At 40.3% G+C, this 22771-nt stretch carries 20 protein-coding genes and 3 riboswitches; of the genes, 7 read left to right on the top strand and 13 right to left on the bottom strand.

The window, feature by feature from the left end; genetic code table 11:
* The first annotated feature begins 88 nt into the window (after window positions 1-88).
* Window positions 89-1507: a Na+/H+ antiporter NhaC family protein gene (locus tag DESMER_RS04100; RefSeq protein WP_014901804.1), complete on the top strand. Its 1419-nt coding sequence runs from the start codon at window positions 89-91 to the stop codon at window positions 1505-1507.
* 13 nt (window positions 1508-1520) lie between these two features.
* Here the strand turns inward: DESMER_RS04100 and DESMER_RS04095 are convergent, their stop codons facing one another.
* Window positions 1521-2171: a potassium channel family protein gene (locus DESMER_RS04095; RefSeq protein ID WP_014901803.1), complete on the bottom strand. Its 651-nt coding sequence runs from the start codon at window positions 2169-2171 to the stop codon at window positions 1521-1523.
* 182 nt (window positions 2172-2353) lie between these two features.
* Here DESMER_RS04095 and DESMER_RS04090 point away from each other — a divergent pair, with 182 nt between their 5' ends.
* From DESMER_RS04090 to DESMER_RS22830, 4 genes are all read left to right on the top strand, one after another.
* Complete coding sequence (locus DESMER_RS04090) at window positions 2354-2971, top strand: RNA polymerase sigma factor (protein WP_014901802.1); 618 nt, start codon at window positions 2354-2356, stop codon at window positions 2969-2971.
* Entirely contained in the window at window positions 2928-3401 is a 474-nt protein-coding gene (locus DESMER_RS04085) for an anti-sigma factor family protein (protein ID WP_014901801.1), read from the top strand. The genes DESMER_RS04090 and DESMER_RS04085 overlap by 44 nt, the downstream gene beginning before the upstream one ends.
* 26 nt (window positions 3402-3427) lie before the next feature.
* A complete protein-coding gene (locus tag DESMER_RS04080; protein ID WP_014901800.1) occupies window positions 3428-4141 on the top strand; it encodes a B-box zinc finger protein in 714 nt (237 codons plus the stop codon).
* Window positions 4142-4390: 249 nt separating this feature from the next.
* The gene (locus tag DESMER_RS22830; RefSeq protein ID WP_014901799.1) at window positions 4391-4696 is read left to right on the top strand and encodes a zinc-ribbon domain containing protein; all 306 of its coding nucleotides are present in this window, start codon (window positions 4391-4393) and stop codon (window positions 4694-4696) included.
* Between the two features lie 183 nt (window positions 4697-4879).
* On the opposite strand, the gene msrB is transcribed toward DESMER_RS22830, so the two are convergent.
* On the bottom strand, window positions 4880-5854 hold the full coding sequence (msrB, locus tag DESMER_RS04070) for a peptide-methionine (R)-S-oxide reductase MsrB (protein ID WP_014901798.1): 975 nt from the start codon (window positions 5852-5854) through the stop codon (window positions 4880-4882).
* A 310-nt stretch (window positions 5855-6164) separates the two neighbouring features.
* Between msrB and DESMER_RS04065 the strand changes: the two genes are divergently transcribed.
* Window positions 6165-7871 carry an acyl-CoA dehydrogenase family protein gene (locus tag DESMER_RS04065; RefSeq protein ID WP_242831047.1) on the top strand — a complete coding sequence of 569 codons (1707 nt, stop codon included), beginning with the start codon at window positions 6165-6167 and terminating at the stop codon, window positions 7869-7871.
* 340 nt (window positions 7872-8211) lie between these two features.
* Here the strand turns inward: DESMER_RS04065 and DESMER_RS04060 are convergent, their stop codons facing one another.
* The 5 genes from DESMER_RS04060 to DESMER_RS04040 all read right to left on the bottom strand — a co-directional run bounded on the left by DESMER_RS04060 (window position 8212) and on the right by DESMER_RS04040 (window position 13223).
* Window positions 8212-9054 (bottom strand): DegV family protein, encoded by an 843-nt coding sequence (locus tag DESMER_RS04060; RefSeq protein ID WP_014901795.1) that lies wholly within the window; start codon window positions 9052-9054, stop codon window positions 8212-8214.
* 137 nt (window positions 9055-9191) lie between these two features.
* Window positions 9192-9533: a MazG-like family protein gene (locus DESMER_RS04055; RefSeq protein ID WP_014901794.1), complete on the bottom strand. Its 342-nt coding sequence runs from the start codon at window positions 9531-9533 to the stop codon at window positions 9192-9194.
* Between the two features lie 174 nt (window positions 9534-9707).
* Window positions 9708-11984, bottom strand: coding sequence for a xanthine dehydrogenase family protein molybdopterin-binding subunit (locus DESMER_RS04050; protein ID WP_014901793.1), 2277 nt, complete (start codon window positions 11982-11984; stop codon window positions 9708-9710).
* 1 nt (window position 11985) lies between these two features.
* Window positions 11986-12435 (bottom strand): (2Fe-2S)-binding protein, encoded by a 450-nt coding sequence (locus tag DESMER_RS04045; protein ID WP_014901792.1) that lies wholly within the window; start codon window positions 12433-12435, stop codon window positions 11986-11988.
* Entirely contained in the window at window positions 12420-13223 is an 804-nt protein-coding gene (locus DESMER_RS04040) for an FAD binding domain-containing protein (RefSeq protein WP_014901791.1), read from the bottom strand. The genes DESMER_RS04045 and DESMER_RS04040 overlap by 16 nt, the downstream gene beginning before the upstream one ends.
* A gap of 283 nt (window positions 13224-13506) precedes the next feature.
* Window positions 13507-13608: riboswitch (purine riboswitch) on the bottom strand.
* Window positions 13609-13898: 290 nt separating this feature from the next.
* Window positions 13899-13985: riboswitch (cyclic di-GMP riboswitch) on the top strand.
* A 110-nt stretch (window positions 13986-14095) separates the two neighbouring features.
* Between DESMER_RS04040 and DESMER_RS04035 the strand changes: the two genes are divergently transcribed.
* Window positions 14096-16129 (top strand): methyl-accepting chemotaxis protein, encoded by a 2034-nt coding sequence (locus tag DESMER_RS04035; RefSeq protein ID WP_014901790.1) that lies wholly within the window; start codon window positions 14096-14098, stop codon window positions 16127-16129.
* A gap of 389 nt (window positions 16130-16518) precedes the next feature.
* On the opposite strand, the gene DESMER_RS04030 is transcribed toward DESMER_RS04035, so the two are convergent.
* The 6 genes from DESMER_RS04030 to DESMER_RS04005 form a co-directional block, all read right to left on the bottom strand.
* Entirely contained in the window at window positions 16519-17682 is a 1164-nt protein-coding gene (locus DESMER_RS04030) for a pyridoxal-phosphate-dependent aminotransferase family protein (RefSeq protein ID WP_014901789.1), read from the bottom strand.
* A gap of 420 nt (window positions 17683-18102) precedes the next feature.
* Window positions 18103-18204, bottom strand: a riboswitch (purine riboswitch).
* A gap of 80 nt (window positions 18205-18284) precedes the next feature.
* Entirely contained in the window at window positions 18285-18752 is a 468-nt protein-coding gene (locus tag DESMER_RS04025; protein WP_014901788.1) for a MarR family winged helix-turn-helix transcriptional regulator, read from the bottom strand.
* On the bottom strand, window positions 18709-20340 hold the full coding sequence (locus DESMER_RS04020) for a DHA2 family efflux MFS transporter permease subunit (RefSeq protein WP_014901787.1): 1632 nt from the start codon (window positions 20338-20340) through the stop codon (window positions 18709-18711). Before DESMER_RS04020 ends, DESMER_RS04025 begins: the two co-directional genes overlap by 44 nt.
* 15 nt (window positions 20341-20355) lie before the next feature.
* The gene (locus DESMER_RS04015; RefSeq protein WP_014901786.1) at window positions 20356-21009 is read right to left on the bottom strand and encodes an HlyD family secretion protein; all 654 of its coding nucleotides are present in this window, start codon (window positions 21007-21009) and stop codon (window positions 20356-20358) included.
* Between the two features lie 15 nt (window positions 21010-21024).
* Window positions 21025-21990 (bottom strand): HlyD family secretion protein, encoded by a 966-nt coding sequence (locus tag DESMER_RS04010; RefSeq protein WP_014901785.1) that lies wholly within the window; start codon window positions 21988-21990, stop codon window positions 21025-21027.
* Between the two features lie 461 nt (window positions 21991-22451).
* Window positions 22452-22715: a hypothetical protein gene (locus DESMER_RS04005; RefSeq protein ID WP_014901784.1), complete on the bottom strand. Its 264-nt coding sequence runs from the start codon at window positions 22713-22715 to the stop codon at window positions 22452-22454.
* Window positions 22716-22771 lie beyond the last annotated feature (56 nt).

Raw genomic sequence — 22771 nt, 5'->3', positions numbered from 1 at the left:
TGGGGATAATATATAAGTAATGCCCAGCCCAGTAATTTTTAGTTAAGAAGAGATTAGTATTTAAACTAAAACATGAAAGTAGGTTGTTATGGAAAATTCATGGGTCTCCCTTTTGCCTTTTTTAGTGGTTATCCCCATATCAGTTTTGTCCAAACAGGTTCAACCAGGCCTGTTTGCAGGTTTAATCTTAGGCAGCTATCTTATTCAGCCGGATCTCTTTGGAGGCATCAAAACACTCATATCCTATCTAATTAACAATTTAGTAAAACCTAATAATATTCGAATTATTATATTTCTTTATGTTTTTGCCGGCCTTATAAACTTGACCAAAATAATGGGAGGAATGAAGGGATTTGTTAACCTTGTGGGCCGCAGGGTTAAAACCAAACGCTCAGCAATGCTGCTAATCTGGCTTTCAACAATTGGAACTTTTAATAACCCGAATTTTAGAATTGTGACTGTAGCTCCCATCATGAAGTTATTGAAAAGGAGGCTGCCAATCTCTTTGCAGAAAATAGGCTTTATGATTGAAGTAACAGCTAATCCGGTAGTTGCACTTGTTCCCATAGCAACTGCATTTGTTGGATATATGGTATCTTTAATTGGAACATCTCTACAACAAGTGGGAATTAACGAATCCCCCTACAGTGTGTTTATAAAAAGCATACCTTTTAATTTCTTTTCACTCTCCATAATAGGCATAGGACTTTACTATAGCTTTTTTAGAGAAATGAGCAGTGAAACTCAGGAGAATTTGGTTGATACCAACGAAGCGCAGCACGAGGAGGAAGCACTTAAAAAGTGTATTGAAAACTATCAGAAAGAAACCCCCAGCAAACCAATAAATCTCATTCTCCCTCTCTGTGTGATCTTAATTATGACTCTCTTTTTAAGTTGGAGAGACGGCCGGTCTCAAACCAACAACTTCTTTGAGACCTTTTTAAAAGCTGATTCACTAGGGGTTATGCTTGAGGCTCTTTTTGTAACATTGCTTTTGTCATTGCTTTTCTTTCTTTTACAGGGTATTAGTGTCGCTAAAATCGTAACTCATTTCGTTGAGGGTGGCAATGAACTGGTTTCTGTTATCCTAATGCTTGCATTAGTTTGGGCCTTATCGGCTGTTTCCGAAGATTTGGGATTCTCAACCTATATTGCTTCAAATTTAGTAGGTTGGATCCCTAAAAGCTTTATTGCGCCAATTGTTTTTATTTTAGGAAGTTCTATTGCTTACTTCATCGGTTCATCTTGGGGAACCTGGGGTTTATTGATGCCCCTGGCAGTAACATTAGCTCAAGAGACCGGCTCAAGTATCATCCTTGTAATTGGAGCTGTTTTCGCTAGTGGTACCTTCGGTGCCTTCGCTTCTCCTTTAAGTGACAATTCTATAACTTTATGTACAATTCTTGACCTACCCGTTATGGAATATGCCAGGTCGAAGTTAATACCATCATTAATTGCAGCTATTATAACTACTGTCTTATTTACAGTTGTTTCTATATTGATATAACACTTGATGGCTATCAATCAGGCAATTTGGAAAGAGCTTTTTTGCTGCTGACAATGACTAATACATCCTTTTCTCCTATTATATAAGCAGGGCCGGGGGCAACCACAATTTCGCCCCCCTTTTTCTTGACTGCCATAACATTAATTCCATAGGCGGCTCTCAAATCTAATTCTCCAATACTTTTCTTAAGAAAGCGTGTAGACGCGGCAACCTCAAAGATACTATAATCCTGTGATAATTCTATAAAGTCCAGCACGTTTGAACGAATCAAATTATTTGCCAGACGTATCCCCATATCTTGTTCAGGATAAATTATTTGGTCAGCCCCAATTTTCTCTAACACTTTTCCGTGTTGTGTAGATTGAGCTTTTGCTACAACCATTGGAATTCCCATTTCTTTTAACATAAGTGTAATTAAAATATTAGCTTCCAGGTCATCACCCATTGCAACAATTGCCACATCAAAGTTCCTAACCCCTAAAGCACGAAGTGTTTCCTCTTCTCTTCCGTCAGCTCTTACTGCCTGAGTTACATCATTCATTAGAGCATGAACTGCATGCTCATTTTTATCCATTGCTAGGACGTCATGGCCTAAATCACTTAAAGTTTTCGCTACACTCGTTCCAAATCTGCCTAATCCTATAACTACAAATTGTCTACGCACTGGTATTACCTCCTTTTAGCCAATTGAATTTGTCTCATCGAAATATTTCTATTGGTATTATGTTTCTTAACTCATCAATAACACTTTGTCTTCTTTAAAACAATGGTAAATAATTTTCAATTCCATTTGACGTATATTCAACATACTATTCGTCTAAAAGGATGCAAGGCGGTGAACGATATTTGCATTATCATGCTCAAACCATCCTTAAAGAGGATGAGGAAATAATTCAGGCTGTCCTAATTGGAAATGGCGAGCGATACGGCGATATCATAGATCGCTATCAGACGAAATTATATCGGGTGTCTTATTATTATACCCAAAACATCGAGGATGCTCGGGATCTGGTTCAGGATATTTTTATAAAAGCCTACAACAATCTTTCCAGCTTTAAACAGGGTTCGGCCTTTTCAACTTGGCTCTACAGAATTGCCGTCAACCATTGTCTTGATTGGTGTAGGAAGAAAAAGCCCCAATATGCAGAAGTAAGTTGTTTGGATATTTTTGCCGCTGAGGAAGAAGGCCCCGAAGACATATTTCTTCGACAGGAGGTTGCCTCTGAAATCCAAGCAGCTGTTGGGAACTTGCCAGCAATTTATAGTACAGTCTTAATCTTATACTATTTTGAAGATTTTAGCCCTCAGGAAATCGCTGACATAACAAATACGTCCAAGCGAACCGTTGAAACCCGCTTATTTCGAGGCCGAAAAATATTACGGGCTAAACTGCACTCAAAGTCCTCTGGAGGTGAAGGTCATGACTTGTTATCGAAGCCAGGACAGTTGGCACAGTTACGTTAAACAGTGTTTGAGCGATTCAGAGCGAAACGAAATGGCCTCTCATCTAGGGCATTGCCCCGAATGCCGAGAAATTGTTTCTGATATCAAGAAAACGTTAGAGATAATCTCAAACCCAGATATCCCTATGCCTCAGTTAGGTATCAAAGTCAATGTTATGGATTCAATTGACAAGAGCAGATATAAGCAGAACTTAGTGAGTGTTAATACTTTTCGTCTTTTCGAGTTGAGAAATTGGGGCTTTAGCATGATCGCTGCCGGTGTTTTCCTGTTTGCCTTTAATCTAACCTCATTTAGCTCGATAATTAAAACAGATCAGGTGACAGAACTGGGCTCTTCACTTAGCAAACAAATATCTATTCCCTTAGACAAAGTAAGTCAGGCTGCTTCTTCTTTTTTAAACCACTTAATTCCTAATTCTCGAACAAATTAGATTAAAAATTTCAAGGAGGACTAATCATGAATTGTAACTATCATCCTAACCAAGAGGCCGAAGCCCTTTGTGTAAAATGCAAAAATCCAATCTGCCAAGAATGCACAATTAAGGTAGAAGATAAAACAATCTGTCGTCATTGCCTAGAACGAAGTCTTAGCTTCAATTCAGGACCTAACCTGGCACCAGAAATAATTCCAAAAAATACGTTCATTGAGAAATTTCTATTTCTGTGCTACAGTCTAATTCCAGGAGCAGCTCATATGCATCTGGGACTATTTCGTCGAGGAACACAATTATTGATTATTACCTTTGGAGGACTAGCGCTAATTAATTTTATTGGCCTGAATTTTATTATTCCATTTATAGTAATTCCTGCTTGGTTTTTCAGCTTCTTTGAAAGCCATCATCTAAGAAGACGAGTTGAAAAAGGGCAGACTATCGTTGATCAGGATCTCTTCGACCGTCAATTATTTGACTACACTCCTCTTTTGAAGAATCATCGTTTAATAGGAGCTACTATAATTATCTTAGGTCTTCTCAGCTTTATCCACCAATTAGACAGATATTCATTTATAAGAAATCTAATAGGCAATTGGGATTTGTATAATTTGCTAAGAGGAAGTATAGTCCCATTAATGCTGATCTTAGGAGGTATTTACCTAATTCTCAGAACCTCACGCCCACAAAAAATGTTGGATTTAACATCTGATATCCCAAAAGTTTTCGATAAAGAGTAACCCTACGTCTAACTTAAACAAACCTAATTTCAGTATAAAAGGTTACCATAAATCACCAAAGGTGCAGTCAATTGTTAGGGTACACGTTTTTGATATAAATCGATAATATTGTAAAGATTATCAAATAAAAAAATAACTAATAAATAAAAACAGTACCCTCTGGGTATACTTTATTATTATCGAGTTTATATCAGGAGCAGACCCCTGAAATGGCGACGATATCCACTACAAACTAAAGAGGTGTTTTTAATGTTTAATGACAAGATTTTGACTTGTCGAGACTGTGGTCAAGAATTTATTTTCTCTGCATCCGAACAGGAATTTTTTGCAGAAAAAGGGTTTACGAATGATCCTGGAAGATGCCCTCAGTGCCGCGCCGCTAAAAAGGCACAGACTCGATCTTCCGGTGGATATAATAACCGTCAAGAACGGGAAATGTTTCCCGCCGTCTGTGCCACCTGTGGCAAGGAAACAACCGTTCCTTTTCGCCCCTCTGGCGAGAAACCTGTGTATTGCCGTGACTGCTTCCACCCCACCCCTCGGAATAATTGGTAGTTTCCTTTACCAATCAGCCTCTTCGGTTAGAACCGAGGAGGCTTTTTTTCGTGTTCTAACCTTTGCTTTCATGCTTTTATATAATTCTTTAGAACAGTCCGAACAAATATCATGTGTAAATTCCGCCTCAGAATGTACTCTAGATGTTTTTGCGATGATTAATTTGTCTGCGGTGAGGTGATTTCATTTACGATCATGATCGAACATGCTTAAGTAATTACCGTAACCCTCTTTAATTAATGCTTCTTTAGGTATAAAGCGCAAGGCTGCAGAGTTAATACAATAACGCAACCCACCAGTCTGCTCAGGGCCATCTTCAAAGACATGTCCCAGATGGGCTTCCGTGTTAGCACTAAGAACTTCGGTACGCCTCATTAAAAGACTGAAATCTGGTTTTTCTGAAATTGCTCCTGTTTGAATTGGTTTTGAAAAGCTGGGCCACCCACAACCAGACTCGAATTTATCCTGAGAACTGAAAAGCGGTTCTCCAGAAATTACATCTACATAAATTCCTTCTTCGAAATTATTCCAGTAATTATTTTGAAAAGGAGGCTCGGTTGCTTTTTCTTGAGTCACTTTATACTGCATAGTTGTCAGTTTTGATTTCAAGAGTTCTTTGTCTCTATGCTCCCCCCAATACTCATTAAGAAAATCATCCCTGCCAGATCCTTGACGATAGGCTCCATACCTCAATGGAAACTTTTTATAATAGGACTGGTGATATTCTTCAGCAGGATAAAAATTAACCGCCGGTAAGATTTCTGTCACAATAGGTTTATTAAATCGCTTACTTTCTTCAATATCCATCTTGGATCTTTCGGCAAGGTTTTTTTGTTCCTCATTATGATAAAAAATTGCAGATCGATATGCATGTCCCAGATCAACAAACTGACCCATAGGGTTTGTCGGATCAATCTGTTTCCAGTAAGTATCTAACAATCGATAATAAGATACTAGGAGTGGATCAAAGGTAATCTGTACCGCTTCAAAATGTCCAGTCTTCTTAGAGCATACATCTTCATAAGTCGGATTCTCTACACTTCCACCGGTATACCCCGCCTCTACCTTAGCAACACCAGCCAATTCTTCAAAGGGTTTAACCATGCACCAAAAACAACCTCCAGCAAAGGTAGCAAGTTGCAATCCGTCGCTATTCATAAGTTATACCTCACTTCTTCCTTATCTAATACACAAGTAAAATGTTAACTTCTCAAACCTTTTATCTCTGTAAGATAATGTAATTCACAGTTATTCTCTGCCAAAACTGAATAAATAATGCTTCCTTGTTTCTCTATGTAGAAAAGAAGGATGTCTCAATTATTCATTCTTAAACTTTGAATGAGAGTTTTCGCTTACCCTAAGAATAATTTATAGTCATAGGCAATGTTTAACTTTACATTCTTTGCATTTGTGAGATAATTAAGACAATTAATGAATACTGGTTCAGTGTACTACATGAAAGAAAGGTGTGAGGTTTTTGTCCCTCTTACTTAATCCCCAAAACTATCAAAGTCCGCAAAATGATTTGTTATCTAAGGAAATAATGGAGAAAACTATCCATTTTTTTGAGGACAAAGGACTCAAAAGTATCAAGGAAGATGATCAGGCCAGCCGCTGGTATACAGATTTTCTAAAACTAATAAAAAAAGAACAAATATTCTCAACCCTGTTAACTCCAGCAGGCTATGGAGCATCAGATTCTCGATTTGATTTGTTTCGTGTCTGCGAATTCAACGAAATCAGTGCCTTTTATTCATTATCTTATCAATATGCTTATCAGGTTTCTATTCTCGGACTTGGACCTATTTGGATGGGGGATAATGAAAAAGCTAAACACTTTACCGCCCAGAAGTTAAGGGAAGGGGCAATTTTTGCCTTCGGATTATCCGAAAAGACCCATGGAGCGGATCTCTATAGTAACGAAATGTCCTTAACTTTAAATGGCGAGGAGAGCTATCTTGCAAATGGTGGCAAGTACTATATTGGTAATGCAAATGAAGCTGCACTAGTATCAACATTTGCGAAATATAGTGAGAATAATGACTATGTGTTTTTTGTCGTTGACAGCCAGCATCGGAACTATAAATTAAACAAAAAGATCTCCACCTCAGGCGTCCGTTCCGCCTACGTTGGAGATTATGAACTTATTGATTATCCGATTACTAAGGATGAGATCCTATCGAGCGGAACCTTGGCATGGGATTCTGCTCTATCTACTATAAATATCGGTAAATTTCAATTAGGGTTTGCCTCAATTGGAATTTGCACCCATGCTTATTATGAAGCTCTAAATCATGCGTCTTACCGTGAATTATATGGTAAAAAAGTAACAGACTTCCCACATATTCAGAAGATTTTTACTGAATCTTACGCTCGCCTGATTGCTATGAAGCTCTATGCCTTGAGAAGTTTAGATTATTTCCGCTCTGCTTCCGATGATGATCGGCGCTATTTACTATTTAATCCTATTCAAAAAATGAAAGTTACTACTCAAGGCATGAAAATAATTGAGATGCTTCTTGATGCAATTGCCGCCAAGGGTTTTGAACAAGATACTTATTTTGAAACTGCCATTAGAGACATTGGTATGATTCCTCGTTTGGAAGGAACTACTCACGTAAATATTGCCTTAGTTATTAAATTCATCAACAACTATTTCTTTAATCCAGTCGAATATCCGGCAATTCCCAAACGGGATGACCCTGCAGATGACTCTTATCTTTTCCGTCAGAAGGCTGGAAAGCTGGCTTCGGTACGTTTTCCTAATTACCACTTACCCTACGAAGGAATACAGATACCTAATGTGATAATTTTCCTAGAACAAATCGAGCTCTTCCGAACTTTCCTAGAACAGGCCGGCCCCAATCACGAACAGTTGAAGAATATTGACTATATGTTGGCCTTAGGTGAAATGTTCACTTTGATTGTCTACGCCCAACTAATTTTAGAAAACTCTAAGCTCAACCCAATATCTTCAGAATTACTCAGTGAAATCTTTAGCTTTATAGTTCGTGATTTTGCCCAATTCGCATTAACCCAGATCTCCAATTATAACAATACTACACAGCAGGAGTATTTTCTAAAAGCTATGCTGAAGAAGCCTCACCTAGATTCGGAAATAACACGTAAACTTTGGAACAATGAAGTTAAACCTTTAATTGGCATCTATCAATAAGCAGTAAATGCTTCTTATTTAATTCTTCGTAATTTAGCTTGACTTTTTGTTCTTGATAATGGATAAACATCAGTCGTTTTAGATTTTCGCCTCTTTTCGTTCTTGATCTGACGGCTTCTAGACCAATAAGCGAAGATTAAGACTAACCCCATAGCAATTGTTAACGTCATATAACTCATATGCACTCCCCCCCACCCTCGTTTATGAGCCAATGTTTTCTAATCACACTGCTGATTGTTATGCCAATTATTCTTTAATCTATTAATAATTATGTAAAGGTCTTCTAAATAGTATTATGAAAAGAACCCCTAGGATAAAAATCCCACGGGTTCTTGTTTTTTTATTCAAACTCAATCCCAGCCCCAACAGTTCCCGGCCCAGTGTGCACCCCTATAACTGGTCCCACTTGGGTAAAGGCTGTTGTCGGAAGTTGAAAAGCATATTCTAAAGCTTCCTTTAGATATACTCCGGCTTTTTGTGCAGCACCGTGAACTACCACCAATCGGATTGCTTTTCGCCCTTTTGCTAAATCTTGACATGCTTGGACTACGTTATCCAGTGCCTTTTTTTGACTATGCGCCTTTCCGTATGAATGGTATATCCCGTCATCTCCTACTCTAATGATTGGTTTAATATTTAACAATGAACCCATAAAGCCTTGAACCTTACCGATACGTCCTCCCTTTTGCAGATACTCCATAGTATTTAAAGTAAAAAGGGTTTCAATATTTTTTCTGGCCTTCTTAACATTTTCTAGAATCCACTGAGTATCATGACCTTCTTTAATATTCCTAGCAACCTCCATCACCATTAGCCCTGCCCCTAAACTAATCGTTTTGGAATCTACGAGGTGAATTTTCTCCTTAAACTTTTCCTTAGCGATATTTGCAGCATTGAACGTCCCGCTAAGTGCTGAAGAAATATGCACGGAGATTACTTCCTGATACTCCTCTAGCAACTTACTGTATAGCCGACTAAACTCCTCTGGAGTAGGTTGAGATGTCTGGGGGAGTGTTTTCTCTTCCATCAGACGTCGATAGAAGTCCTCACTCGTAAGCTCACCGTCAATAAATTCTTGCTCCCCGAACCTCACTTTAAGAGGAATTATATGGACATTACAATCCTTTATTATTTCTTCTGTTAAGTCAGCCGTACTATCAGTTACCAGGGCAATTTTTTTCATTTCACAACCTCCGTTTAAAGCTTTAGCAATCCTCTAGTCCAAACATTCGTTAGAATCCTAACAAATTCCTCTAACTAAAAAAGGAAATTCCCAAAAAGATAAACTATTTTAAGCAAAGCTAAATGCTCTAAAAGGAATTAATCACAATATCCTTTGGTACGCAGCTTCTCTATATGTTCTTTTAGAATTACATCTAAATCTATTCCATATTGCTCTTCAAGAACAAACATCATTGTCACAGCTGTTTGAGCCACATCTACCAGCTCCTTAGCAACTTTCAGCATGGCCTCTTCCTCTACTAAGCGCTGTTGCTCCCCATTAAGCCCACGGAGTTTCCCAATAGCTTGGGCTAATTCACCCGATTCCTCCATGATTTTAAGTGCTGTACTTTCTAACGAAGGGCTCAATCGGTTCAAGCGAGGCAACGTGACTGTTTTCGAAACGCACCTTTTCTGAGCTGTTAGATTATTTAAAGTCATTTAGCCACACCTCCGGATAGTCTTTATCCATTATAGCACAATTTAGACAAGGGCACTGTGAAGTAAAGAGGGCTAATGCTTACTCACATCAAAAATTTGATCCTCACTGGGTTTTGCTTACCCTAGTGAGGATCAAACCAACAAGTCAGACAGAAGTACCCTTCCCTTAGAGAATTATTTTAACATTCCTAGAAAAACTTTTTCCGGGGTTATTGGCAAATGGTTCTCTCTGACTCCAACAGCATTATAAATCGCATGCGCAATAGCTGGCGGCGGGGTATTAGCTACTACTTCTCCAATCGATTTTGCTCCGAATGGACCTGTAGGTTCAAAACTTTCTTCAAATGCTATACGAACCTTGCCAACATCCTTACGAGTGGGGATTTTATATTGCATAAAGCTGTTGGTAGCCATCTTTCCTATTTCATCATATCTGACCTGTTCGTATAGTGCCATCCCGATCCCTTGAGCAATTCCGCCTTCCGCTTGAATCCGCGCTAAAGCTGGATTGATAACTGTTCCACAGTCAATAACCGCTACATAATCAATTAAATCCACTTTACCCGTCTCTTGGTCAACTTCTACCTCAGCAAAACCAGCAACATAGGGAGGCGGGGATACTTCACTGCCATGAGTTGCATAGCCTACTAACTGTAGCTTTCCATTACCCAGAACAGTTAGCTCAGCAAGCTTGGCAAAGCTTATATCCTTTTCTTCCCGTAAAGATCGAACTGCTAAGCCATCAAGTTCAACATCCTCGACAGAAACCCCTAAAAATAATGCACCCTGTTCAAGTATTTTTCCTCTTAACTCTTCTGCGGCCTTGATAACTGCACTACCTGCTAAATAAGTTGTACTAGAGGCATATGAACCGGGGTCATACGGAGAGGTATCCGTATCTCCAGCATTAATAATAATCATTTCCATAGGAACCTCTAAAGCATCTGCCGCTATTTGGGTTAAAATTGTGTCACATCCGGTTCCCATATCGGTTGCTCCCGTAAGCAGAGTGAAGTTACCATCATCATTTAAGCGAATTTCAACGGATGCCGTCCCAATATTGGCGATTCCAGAACCTTGCATCGTAATAGCCATTCCCACCGCTCTCACTTTATTGTCTCCAATTTCTTGACGCGGGAACTTTTCCTCCCAACTGATCAACTCTTTCCCCTTAGCAATACATCGATCTAAGAACGTACTGCCAAGAGCAACTCCCTGACCCGTAAGAAAGGTTTCCCCGACTTTGCTGATATTCTTTAAACGAATTTCTGTCGGATCCATATTTAGCTGTTCAGCTAATTTATTTACGGTGGATTCTAAGGCAAATGTTCCCTGAGTCGCTCCATATCCTCTAAAGGCCCCCGCAGGCATTTTATTGGTATAGACAGCTTTCCCATCAAATCGTACAGCTCTCGTTTTATTATAGAGGGGCAAAGTATAGTGCCCTACACAGCTTAAAACCGTCGGGGCATGTTCTCCATAGGCTCCCGTATCCGATAAAACTTCCATATCGATCGCCTTAATAATCCCATCTGAGTCAGCACCCAATTTAACCTTTAATCTCATAGCATGACGGCTAGTCGTGGCGCTAAAGGTTTCTTTGCGATCATAAATGATCAGCGCCGGTTTTCCGGTCTTTATAGTAACAATGGCTGCAAAAATATCCCCTGCTCCGGTCTGCTTTCCACCAAATCCGCCGCCAATTCTGGGCTTTATCACACGGATTTTACTTGCCGGAATTTGCAAAGCCCGGGCTAACTGTCTTCGAATATGAAAGGGTACCTGTGTAGAACTGAGTACAACTAACCTGCCCGCGTGATCCAGATAGGTAAAAGAACGATAGGTCTCCATCATGGTATGGGCTTGAGCTTGGGGATAATAGACATCTTCAACAATTACCGCACAATGCTTAAACTCTTCTTCCACATCTCCGACTTCTTCATGACTGGAAGAAGTTATATTCATTTCCTTCAGTAAGCCAATATCGAAGTTAACGCTCAAATCCTCTTCAGGATGAACAACTGATGGATGCCCTATGGCCTCTTCAAAGTCCAGAACCGGATTTAGTACTTCATACTCAACTTTGATGTTCTTCATTGCTCGGTTCGCTGTCTTTTCATCCACAGCCGCAATAATCGCAACTTCATCTCCAACGTAGCGAAGGACTTGATCCAGAATCAAACGATCATAGGGCGAAGGCTCCGGGTAAGATTGACCAGCCAATGTAAATCGTTGGTTTGGCACATCCCTATAGGTGAGGACGCATTCTACACCCTCTATACTCTCTGCTCTAGATACATCAATCGAAGTAATCTTAGCATACGCATGTGGGCTTCTAAGAATTTTTATAACTAAAGCATTAGGCATGGCTAAATCTTCGGTATACACAGGCTTACCTGTGGCAATTGCCATCCCGTCGATTTTCCGGATACTATGGCCTACATTCTTCATCCTAAGCCACCCCCAAATAGGTCTTAATTGCTCTAAGCTGGCCCATGTAGCCGGTACAGCGACACAAATTACCCGTTAAGTAGTGAATGATTTCTTCTTCAGTGGGGTTAACCAATTCATTTTTCATTGCTAACACGCTCATAATAAAGCCAGGGCTGCAAAAACCACATTGTTCAGCCCCCTCTGCGCTGAGTATCTGAGCAAATTCTTCTGCTTCCTTAGGCAGCCCTTCAATAGTTGTGACTTTTTTGCCATGGGCACGCAAAGAAAGAATCGAACATGAAAGCATTGATTTTCCATCTATCCAGACAGTACAAAGTCCGCAGCAACTTGTGTCGCAAGCCTTTTTAACACTCAAATACCCATGGGATCTTAACGTATCCGCTAAGAACTCATCGTTCCCAACTTCCCACTGAACCACTTTATCATTAACTGTTAGTTCGATTTGCATGCCATTACCTCCAGTATTCCCCGTCTGACGAGAGCTTTGCAAAGGGCTTTTCGATAAACAGATGTACCCCTCGTATTCGTTCCAAAAGACAATTCCTCTGTAACTTTTTGCACCGCCGCTTCAATCCTTTCCGACGACGGAATCTCTCCAACTAGCATTTCTGAAGCACTGACTGCAAGTGCTGCTTTACTAGGTCTGGCCCCCACTGCAATCCTCCATTGATCATTAAGCTTAGATACTGCTACATTTAAAACCGAATAATCGCTGGCTGAATTCCGAAAACTCATGTAGACTGCTTGACGGCTGGTTTTCCCTATCCATAATCTAACAAGGATATCCTTTTCCTTTGGCTGAGTAAGAAACTCTTCTAAAGGCATTCTCCCTGCCTTAAATAACTCCACCTCTGTGTCTAAGGACAATAACGCCGTGATTAGATCAGAAAAGCCATACTTAGAATATACTGAAGCACCTACTGTCACACCGTTTCTAAATTGCACTCCGATAATATCACGCACAGATTGCGCAAGTACCCCATTATAATTATCTTTTAGCAGGGGATTAATTTCAATATCTCGCAGACTTGTCATAGCTCCAATCTCAATAAATCCATCCCGCTCCTGAATATAGTTCAACTTAAGGTTCGACAGATCTATCCCTGTCGTTATTCGCTTTTTGCCCATTTTTAGAAAGGCACAGCCTCCAAGAATAGTATTATTTCGTTTCTCAGACAAGATCTGATACGCTTCTTCAAGTTCTTTTGGTTGAACCAAATTAAGCATGGTAAACACGCTTACCCCTCCTCATGTGTCTCTAAGTCATTACCATAAAAAAACAAACCCAAGCGAACAGCTTTCAACTCAAATTGATGAGAGAAATCTGCCCGCCTGGGATCTGACCCTGCGGTATAATCCAAAAACAAAGTTAACCATTAGAAAACTCGGCCAGCGGCAAGCATTAGGCGCAGGCGATAGCCTTAGTTGCACTTATGCTTCAGAAAATGCAACGTAAAGTTATGCTTTCTGAATAGTACCTCTAAAGTTTTTGGATTTGTACAATTTTGGGCATAAGCCCGTCGTACATTCTTTCGCTCATAGTCGGACCATTTACGGCAGTCCGGTAGAAACTTGCAGACCATATCTCTGCCACTATATGAACACTATTTATTTACTGACCTAGAGATTATTCTACAAGAAACTTAAGCCTAGGTCAATACATTTCCGAACATTAGATGAGTAATAATGTATATCGTTCGAACAATAAGTACATTTTTCTAGGCATCCCCATTATCGGTATTAATATTTGAAAATTAAATGGTAAACTATTTGATACCTTTAATGTAATTGTTGTATACTTCTATTGTTTGTTTAGTATGTTGCATCGCTTAATTACGCGCCAACAACATAATGTTATTGACAATATTAATATGTATGTTTAGATGTCTTTAAACTGATATATGAATTGAATAATGAGAAAAGTAAACTTACTGAAAGGTAAGGACACAAAGCCATGAGTCTAAGGTATGAAGATACTATGATTGTCAGGTTGCCAAAGGTTAAAACACTTTATTAGTTTTTGAGCTGTGGTTCTTGTAGAGGCCGCAGCTTTTTATTATATATAAATTAGTCGAATTTTAGTATTTTTAATCTAAAGGAGTCAATTTATGAACATTAAAAGCATTCAAACCAAGTTGCTACTACTTTTGCTTCCCCTTGTTATAGTGGCTTTAGGCGTCCTAACTGGGGTCAGCTACCACCTTTCTAAGCAATCCTTGACCAAGAGTGTCGATCAAACAGCCAGGTCGGTAGGAACTGATTATAGCTATCGCGTCAAAGCCGACATTGAACTGATGATTTCTCGGCTTATAGATTTGGCTAATCTTGCAGAGATTCGCACTGGCACTAACAAGGAGCAGATGGTTCGAGCTATGGCAGACGCCAAAGAACGATTTGGTACCTTTGATGCTGTCGTTTTCGTAGCTCCCGACGGATCCGGACTTACCAGTACTGGCTCGACGGCTCCCTATGGTGACCGCGACTATTTCAAGAAAGTTATCGAGACTAAACAAACCGTTGTATCAGACCCTCTAGTTTCTAAGTCAACTGGGAAATTAGCTGTTGTCTTAGCTGTACCAGTCCTAAATAATGAACAATTGTCGGGGGTGTTGGTAGGGACTTTTTCAGTGGAAAGGCTCTCCGCCCTGATTAAAGATCTAAAGTTTTTAGACACTGGCTATGGCCAAATTGCAGATGATTCAGGCACAATCATAGCTCATCCTCACCTTCCTGAAGTAATTGGCAAACTAAACCTTCGTGAGAAGACTATAAATCCAGAACTTAAATTGCAGAAAAACGAATTGGACGACCATTTGGTTGAAATGTTTGAGTCAGCAGCAGACTCAGGGACACAAATAAGCGGAGGTTATACCTTTGTTGACGGTGTGGCAAGAATTGCGGTTTTCACTCCCGTTGAATTGCCGGGTGGGCAACGCTGGATCATGACGGTGGCTGCGCCTGAAGGTGAGTCTACACGAGAAACCGCAAGCCTAACTCGGACCCTGCTAATGATTGCCCTCGTAAGTTTACTTGCTACTGGACTATCAATTGTAATGATTGCTAATAGATTCACGAAACCCATATTGTTGATTCGAGAGGAATGTCAGCTCTTGGCGCAAGGAGACTTTCGTGTGCGTGAGACGGGGAATTTTGCTGAAGATGAAATCGGTCAACTGGCCAATGGCTTCCTGAAAATGGGGACTAATTTGCGAGATATGGTCTCAATGGTTAGCGCTCAAGCCGAGCAATTAGCTGCTGCAAGTGAAGAGCTAACTGCCAGTGTTGAACAATCGGCTCAGGCCGCCAACTTAGTTGCTACTTCAATCACTGAAGTTGCAACTGGTGCAGAAGATCAATTGAGCTCAGTCAATGATACAGCCTCTGTTGTTGAAGAGATGTCAGCTAGCATCCAACAGGTTTCGGCGACAACGAGCAATGTAGCCGGTCAGTCCGTACAGGCCGCCAACAAAGCAAATGAAGGGAACATATCGGTAAATAAAGCTGTCTCTCAAATGGCAAAGATTGAACAAACTGTCAATGACTCTGCCAAGGCAGTCACTGAATTAGGGGAGCGCTCGAAGGAAATCGGACAAATTATTGTAACCATCTCTGGTATTGCCGAGCAAACCAATTTGTTGGCACTTAACGCTGCTATAGAAGCCGCACGGGCTGGAGAACAGGGACGTGGTTTTGCGGTAGTAGCTGACGAAGTTCGCAAACTGGCTGAACAGTCTCAGGAAGCAACCCAACAGATCTCCTCACTGATTAGCGAAATTCAAGAGGACACTGATAAAGCCGTCTTTGTTATGGATAACGGCACCCGGGAAGTTGCCTTGGGAGCAGAAGTGGTTAATACCGCAGGGCAAATATTTCAGGAAATTGCCGAGTTAGTAACCAACACATCCGGAGAAATGAAGGAAATAGCAACCACTATAGATCAGATGGCGATTGGTAGTCAACAAATTGTAGAATCCGTGAATAAGATTGATGACTTAAGCAAAATGGTATCTGGAGAGGCACAGACAGTGTCTGCTGCGACTGAAGAGCAATCAGCGTCCATGGAAGAAATCTCTTCTTCTAGCCAGAGCCTTGCTACGCTGGCCCAGAATCTTCAAGAAGCAGTTAACAAGTTTCGCTTCTAAAATATAAGAAATTGTTAAAATCTTAAGGTCATGTGGTTCGTGATCTCTCCATGAATATGACCCAAGGCAGTCAGTTTAATTTAAACTTTCCCCTGTCAAGTAGCAGTGGAAATGAAGAAGAATTTCAGTGTATCTGGGTTGGCTTGACATGGAACCCTACATCGGATGCTTCAATAGTTCAAGGATAGCATTTGCTTTCCCCATGTAAAGTCTAATCATGGGTTAAAAATGGCCTTACACCAATCATTTAATTATGGTTGGTATAAGGCCATTTGCTTATTTCCCCCTAACCCCCAGCAAGGATAATAAAATTAGCTGAAAATTTAAGGGTGCCGCCACTGTAACCTCTGGACGCACAAGGGGAGCATATCAAATTCCTTTGAAGTTCTTTATACCAAACGATAAATCCCTTTGAATTCATCGATTGCAGCGTCCACGTTCGCTTCATATCCCATCTCTTGGAGAGTCTCCCCAATGATTTGAAGCGCTTTAATAAACATTTCTTCGGTGGCATTTCCCATATGCCCAATTCGGAATGCCTTCCCTGCTAAGGCTGCTAAAGCCCCGGCAACAACTACACCTTTTGCTCCTAACTTCGAGCGAAACTCTGCATCATTTAAGCCTTCAGGATATATGATACAGCTTAAAGTCGGAGCAGCTACAGCTTCCTCTGCTAAAGGCTTCATTCCATAAACTTTCAGTGCGGTTCTCATTGCTCGTCCAAGGGCTGAGTGACGACGATAACGAGTCTCTAAACCTTCTGCCATAACCATTTCCATACCCTGATTAAACGCATAAATCATATTAACCGGAGGGGTAGCAAAATACTTTACTGGCTCGTTCATAACTGGGAGCCAGTTTTTAATATCGGTATAGTATCCCATAACTGAACCCATCTCTTCACGAGCTGCCAGCGCTGCCGGCCCAAAAGCTACAATTCCAAGTCCGGGTGGAACCCCTATTGCCTTTTGGGATCCGGTTAAGACAACATCTATCTTATAATCGGGATGGCCATAAGTTTTTTGCATATCCTCTTCTAAAGCAGCAGAAGCACAGACCCCATCCAATATAAAGAGCGCACCAGCTTTCTTAACCACCGGAACTAACTCTTCAACATTAGCCATGACACCCGTGGATGTATCGACATGAGTCACCGTTACAGCCTTAAAACCACCCTCGGCCAATTTTTCTGCAACTGATTCCTTACTGATCTGTTGACCCCACTCGGCTTGAAGGGTTTCAACTTGAATACCAAATACCTTTGCCATTGGGATAAAGCGATCGCCAAAATAGCCATGGCTTACAACCAGTAGCTTTTCACCCGGCGCAACCGTGTTAATAATGGCCATTTCCATGGCCAAAGTTCCTGAACCGGCAATAACAAAGACTTCGCCATCAGTATTATACAATCGCTTGGTCAAATCCAAACTGTTCTTGAAGATCCTGGCAAATCTCGGATCCGTATGCCCCATTGTCTCACTAGACAAAGCGTCATATATTTCATCCATAACGGGTGTAGGTCCTGGTACAAGCAACATTTCTTTATTACGCAAAGTTTCCATCTCCTTTAATTTAAACATTTAATATTAATCATTTTGCATTTGGCGAATAAGCTTAAGCATCTTTCAAGGGAACTCATAGAAGCAACTAATTCGTGTTTAAAAGATTAATCGAATAACATGAGATCGCAAATGAATTCACAAGCCCAAAGCGATAGATTATCAACTTCTAATGTCCTCCCTTAACTGCATAGGCCATCCATATAGAATCTAAGCAAAGGTTGGTAAACTTAAATACACTGGTTCTTAATTAAGGATTACCTCAAAAAAGAATAACCCAAAATGACAGATTCTGCTCAAACTTAGTGAGAGAACCTGTCACCTTGGGATTGCAGAGTCGCAATTTACCCAAAGGAATCCTCCAAATACAGATAACCCCATTGTCTGGTCATTATATCTGTTATCTTGGACGTGATACCTCGACACTTCGCTCATAGTCGGACGATTTACGGCAGTCCGGTAGAAACTTGCAGACCTTATCTCTGCTATTATATGAACTATAATTCACTTGTTATCATATATTTTACAAGATAATTGGACATAGGTCAAACCTTTTTTCGAACGTTTCCTGCTTTGATTGAAGGAACGTTCGAAAACTAATTTTCATCCTTAGCGAGTAATGAATATAAGGTCTCTAACCCCAAAATGATCTTTTCCAACTCATTCTTACTGGCATTCGCAAGGGTGTCATTAATATATTTATGCATCAGATCATGAAGTGCATTGTTTTTCTGCCAATCAGGTGATAATGAGAGACGAACAATCCTCCGATTGTTTTCTGGTATTTCCCTAATAACTACGCCTTGATTGACCAAGCGATCTACAATACCTGATACGGTACTTTTCGAAAGACCTAAACACTCACTTAGCTCGTTCAAGGTTGAAAACGGATTCTTATGCAGACCCATAATCAGTCCAATTTGAGGTCCTGTAAAACCATACTGTCTAGATTTTTTATAGAGATGATCTCGATATATTTTATGGATAGATTTAAACAGAAATACTATTCGCTCAGAATCTTTACTCCAGGACTGTTGCAATTCGGGCGTCTGATTCTGTTCCATTTAGTACCTCCCTTTTTGCAATACCTTTACTAGATTGATCACTCTTTGGTTTCTTGCTGTTTTTCATCATGAGTACCATGAAGATCGCAAGTACTACGGCAAAGACTGTTAAAGACACTACATAGTTCATCCCATCCAGATAGGCCTGTGCATAGACCATTTTTCCGAGAGTCGATAGTGCCGAGCCATGAGCATCTGCTTGAGATAATCCATTTTTCATATAAATTCCTTGCAAACCTTTTAACACAGAGCCAGCAGTTTGATTAAATGGGGTAATTTGCTCTGTAAGCCGTGCGTAGTTTTCAGTTGACCTTGAAGAAATCATAGTCGTCATAAATGTAACGGCTAAGGCATTTAATATACTCCTGACTGTTGTTGACAAAGCAGTTGCTTTCCCGAAGAGATGCTTTGGAACATCATTCATACCTGCAGTATTGACCGGCATCATTGCAAATCCAAGTCCGACCCCTCTTAGCGCAGCTACTAAAGTAATTGTTGACATTGGTGTATTCATATTAAACATAGACATTTCATAAGTAGCAAAGGCAACTATAATTAGCCCTGGAATCGTGACAACCTTAGCCCCAAATTTATCGAATAATGCACCACTAATCGGCATCATTAATCCCGAGGCAATAGCTGATGGAAATAAGATTAAACCTGTTTCCATTGCCGTATAACCTCTTATATTTTGTAAAAACAGTGGTAGAACATACATTCCACTCATCAAAGCAAGAGTCGTTATACCCGTTATAACTTGACTCAACGTAAAATTATAGACTTTAAAGACTCGCAAATCAAGTAAGGGATCTGGGTGAGTTAATTCGTTTACGATGAAAATCAAAAGACTAAATATACCGAATGTAAGAATAAGAGGAAATTTTACGTTTCCCCAATCGATTGAATTACCTTCACCGAAGACATAAAGAACGCTAACTATACCCGAAATTGAAGAAATGAAACCGATGTAATCAAAATTTCCTTTATAAGGTTTTAAAGCAGTTTCTCTTAGCAACAGCGCCGCAACCATAACCCCGATCACACCAACTGGGACATTAACATAAAAAATAAAGCGCCAATCCATATGCTCGATGATATAGCCCCCCAAAGTAGGCCCGATTGCGGGGGCGGACATTGACGCGATACCCCAAAAGCCTAAAGCCTTACCACGTTCATGAACAGCAAAAATTTGCATAATGTAGGACATTCCCACAGGCATGATCGCGCCGCCGCCGATAGCTTGGATTACACGAAAAGCAATCATGGTATTGGTACTCCAAGCAAGGCCACATAGAAATGATCCTATTGTAAAAACGCCCAAGGCTCCAATAAAGAGCTTTTTTATCCCAAAGGTATCACTGATAAAGCCCGTAATAGGTACCACCGCACCCATAGCCAAAGTATATCCTGTTAATATCCACTTAATGGTTTCCAGATCCGAACCAAAAACATTCATCATTTTAGGAATCGCAATATTAACTATGCTACTATCCAGCATTACCATAAACGTACCGATTACAACGACAAGCAATGCAGACCATTTATATAAACCGTCACCCGCTTTTTCAGGAATGTCATTTTCCGCCATATTTTACACACCCCATTACTTTATATGGATCTTAACAACAGCATTAGTGCCGGGCAGTAACGTGACATCGCTTTTATCAAATTCAATTTTTACAGGTACCTTTTGGATGACTTTTGTAAAAGTACCACTTGTTGATGAGGGCAGCAAAGCAAAGGTTGAGTTTGAGGCCTGGCCAACATGCATTATTTTTCCGGTAAAAGGCTTATCAGAATACTGATCAATTGTTATGTCGACATTCTGCCCTTCTCTTATCTTTGTCAACTTTGTTTCTTCAATATTTGCGCTAATATAAAGCTTTTCAGGGTCAATGATAATTGCAACTGTTTGACCGGCAGAAATATACTCCCCGACAGTTCCTTGCTTCTTAATAATAAGTCCACCAATAGGCGCTCTAAAAACAGATTGATCAATATTAGTCTCTTGCGGCCCGCTCATTCCTTGACGACCTAAGATTTGATCCTTAACAACAGTATCGCCCTCTTCAATATTTAGTTCTAAGAGCTTACCTGAGATCTGGGGGCTTACACTTACCAGATCACCTGCGACTCTGGCATCCTCTGTTGAAACGTAGTATGCATTTTTATACCAATAATAGCTACCAACGCTAGCTAAAGCAACTACCATCACTCCAACTATTATAGAGATGAGTTTTTTCCGTTTGTCAGCCATTTTCTCCACCTACCCTTATTTAATTAAACCGATTTCAGCCATCATTCCTGGTTTCAACACAGAATCGTGGTTATCCAGACTTATCCTTGCTAAAACGCTTTTACTGCGCGAATCGATGACAGGATCTATCATCGATATTTTCCCGTTAAATTGTTGATCTTTAATATCCGGTACTTTTACTGCAACTTCGTCCCCAACTTTAACATCTCCTATAAATCCATCCGGCAAAGAAGCCTTAACAAACAAGGAATCAAGGTTAACTACCGAAATCAAGGCTGTCCCGGGAGTCGCCAGTTCACCTAGATTAATATTTTTGGCACTTACAACTCCTGAGATGGGGGATACAATTCTTCCATTTGTTAACTGTGTCTGAGCAAGTTCTAAGGCTGCCTGGGATTGGGCTACCTGTGCCCTTAAGACATTTAAAGATTCCGGTGATTCGCCTTTTACTAATAGGCTTAGTTGGTTTTGAGCCGCATCGTATTGTGCTTGAGCCGCAGCAAGCTGAGTTTGAGCAGATTCAAACTGGGCTTGAGATATTGCTCCAGCCGCAAGAAGCTGTTGATTCCGATCAAAATTATTTTTAGAATTGGAATAACTTATCTTTGCACTTTCTAACGTTGCCTCAGCTTGGGCAATTTGTTCCGGGCGCGCACCAGCCTCCATTTTAAGCAGATTTGCCTGGGCGGTATTAACACCTGCCTGCGCCTGAGCCACCTGCGCTTCAATATCTTTTGTGTCGAGAGTAATAAGCAAATCACCCTTCTGAACTACCGTTCCAACTTCAACTGGACTTTCAAGAACCTTAGCAGATAGTTTGCTGGTAATTTGTGCTTTTTCGTTTGCATCAATAATTCCAGCCATTACGAAAACAGGTTTACTTGCTTCAGCCACACTATCCGCTTCAACCTTTAGACTTGAACTGTTGCATCCTGTAAGTAAGACACTCATCATTAATAAAATACTGAACACCCTTTTCATTCCAATCCCCCTTTGTTTGTGTAAGAATAGTTCGCATACGTACATTTTGGGCACGATTAAATTTACTGCCATTTGAATACTATGTCAATACCTTTTTTGAATGATTTTCTTTTCAAATAATAACCTTTACTTCCGATAACCAGAATATTTAATGAGCCTAAAAAAGCATCTGCTATTTACAAGCAGATGCTGGAAATATTGGAACCTGACAAATTATATATTCCATATAATGGATCAACAATCAAAAACTTTCAGCCCCAGTCATTTCAAATTATGAACGAATTTCCTAGGTAAGGAGTGATCATCGTGGACAGATGGCATCGTAGACAGCGCAGACAACGCAGGCGGTTTTGGCGCCGGAATCCTTGGATAGTTATAATTCCGGTTCCTCGTTGGGGCCGCCGGCGTTGGTAGAATAATACTGCTACTAAAAGACATTTGCACATGTGTGAATGTCTTTTTCATCTCTTACTTAAGACTTCTTGCAATTTAGCATATTGTGCCTCTGCCTCTTCTTCATCAACAAACCACAATATTCCCTGTTCTAAGGATTCAATGTTAAAAGTATGGATCAAACCTGAAGATATTACTCCTTTACCCCACGCAACAAAATGTTGAGCTGGAGAATTGACGGGATTAACTCCCGAACCACAATAAATTGGAACCCCTTTAACCTCCATTGTCATATAGATTTTGGCGTTTGTCGTTCCACATGGGTTACCCATTTGATTTCCCTCCTTTCCTCTTGTTATTACTTCACTTAAGCATCCAAATAGTCTAT

The sequence above is a fragment of the Desulfosporosinus meridiei DSM 13257 genome (assembly GCF_000231385.2).
Lineage (GTDB): Bacteria > Bacillota > Desulfitobacteriia > Desulfitobacteriales > Desulfitobacteriaceae > Desulfosporosinus > Desulfosporosinus meridiei.
Note: the sequence above shows the minus strand (reverse complement) of the source record. Positions and strands in the feature narration are given on the sequence as shown.

Excerpts from the sequence above, each read along its gene's own strand:
- DESMER_RS22830 (WP_014901799.1), top strand. The coding sequence starts at position 4,391 with ATGTTTAATGACAAGATTTTGACTTGTCGAGACTGTGGTCAAGAATTT.
- DESMER_RS04085 (WP_014901801.1), top strand. The coding sequence starts at position 2,928 with ATGACTTGTTATCGAAGCCAGGACAGTTGGCACAGTTACGTTAAACAG.
- DESMER_RS04060 (WP_014901795.1), bottom strand. The coding sequence starts at position 9,054 with ATGAAAAAAATTGCCCTGGTAACTGATAGTACGGCTGACTTAACAGAA.
- DESMER_RS04080 (WP_014901800.1), top strand. The coding sequence starts at position 3,428 with ATGAATTGTAACTATCATCCTAACCAAGAGGCCGAAGCCCTTTGTGTA.
- DESMER_RS04045 (WP_014901792.1), bottom strand. The coding sequence starts at position 12,435 with ATGCAAATCGAACTAACAGTTAATGATAAAGTGGTTCAGTGGGAAGTT.
- DESMER_RS04100 (WP_014901804.1), top strand. The coding sequence starts at position 89 with ATGGAAAATTCATGGGTCTCCCTTTTGCCTTTTTTAGTGGTTATCCCC.
- DESMER_RS04010 (WP_014901785.1), bottom strand. The coding sequence starts at position 21,990 with ATGAAAAGGGTGTTCAGTATTTTATTAATGATGAGTGTCTTACTTACA.
- DESMER_RS04025 (WP_014901788.1), bottom strand. The coding sequence starts at position 18,752 with ATGGAACAGAATCAGACGCCCGAATTGCAACAGTCCTGGAGTAAAGAT.
- DESMER_RS04020 (WP_014901787.1), bottom strand. The coding sequence starts at position 20,340 with ATGGCGGAAAATGACATTCCTGAAAAAGCGGGTGACGGTTTATATAAA.
- DESMER_RS04050 (WP_014901793.1), bottom strand. The coding sequence starts at position 11,984 with ATGAAGAATGTAGGCCATAGTATCCGGAAAATCGACGGGATGGCAATT.
- DESMER_RS04005 (WP_014901784.1), bottom strand. The coding sequence starts at position 22,715 with ATGGGTAACCCATGTGGAACGACAAACGCCAAAATCTATATGACAATG.
- msrB (WP_014901798.1), bottom strand. The coding sequence starts at position 5,854 with ATGAATAGCGACGGATTGCAACTTGCTACCTTTGCTGGAGGTTGTTTT.
- DESMER_RS04035 (WP_014901790.1), top strand. The coding sequence starts at position 14,096 with ATGAACATTAAAAGCATTCAAACCAAGTTGCTACTACTTTTGCTTCCC.
- DESMER_RS04055 (WP_014901794.1), bottom strand. The coding sequence starts at position 9,533 with ATGACTTTAAATAATCTAACAGCTCAGAAAAGGTGCGTTTCGAAAACA.
- DESMER_RS04015 (WP_014901786.1), bottom strand. The coding sequence starts at position 21,009 with ATGGCTGACAAACGGAAAAAACTCATCTCTATAATAGTTGGAGTGATG.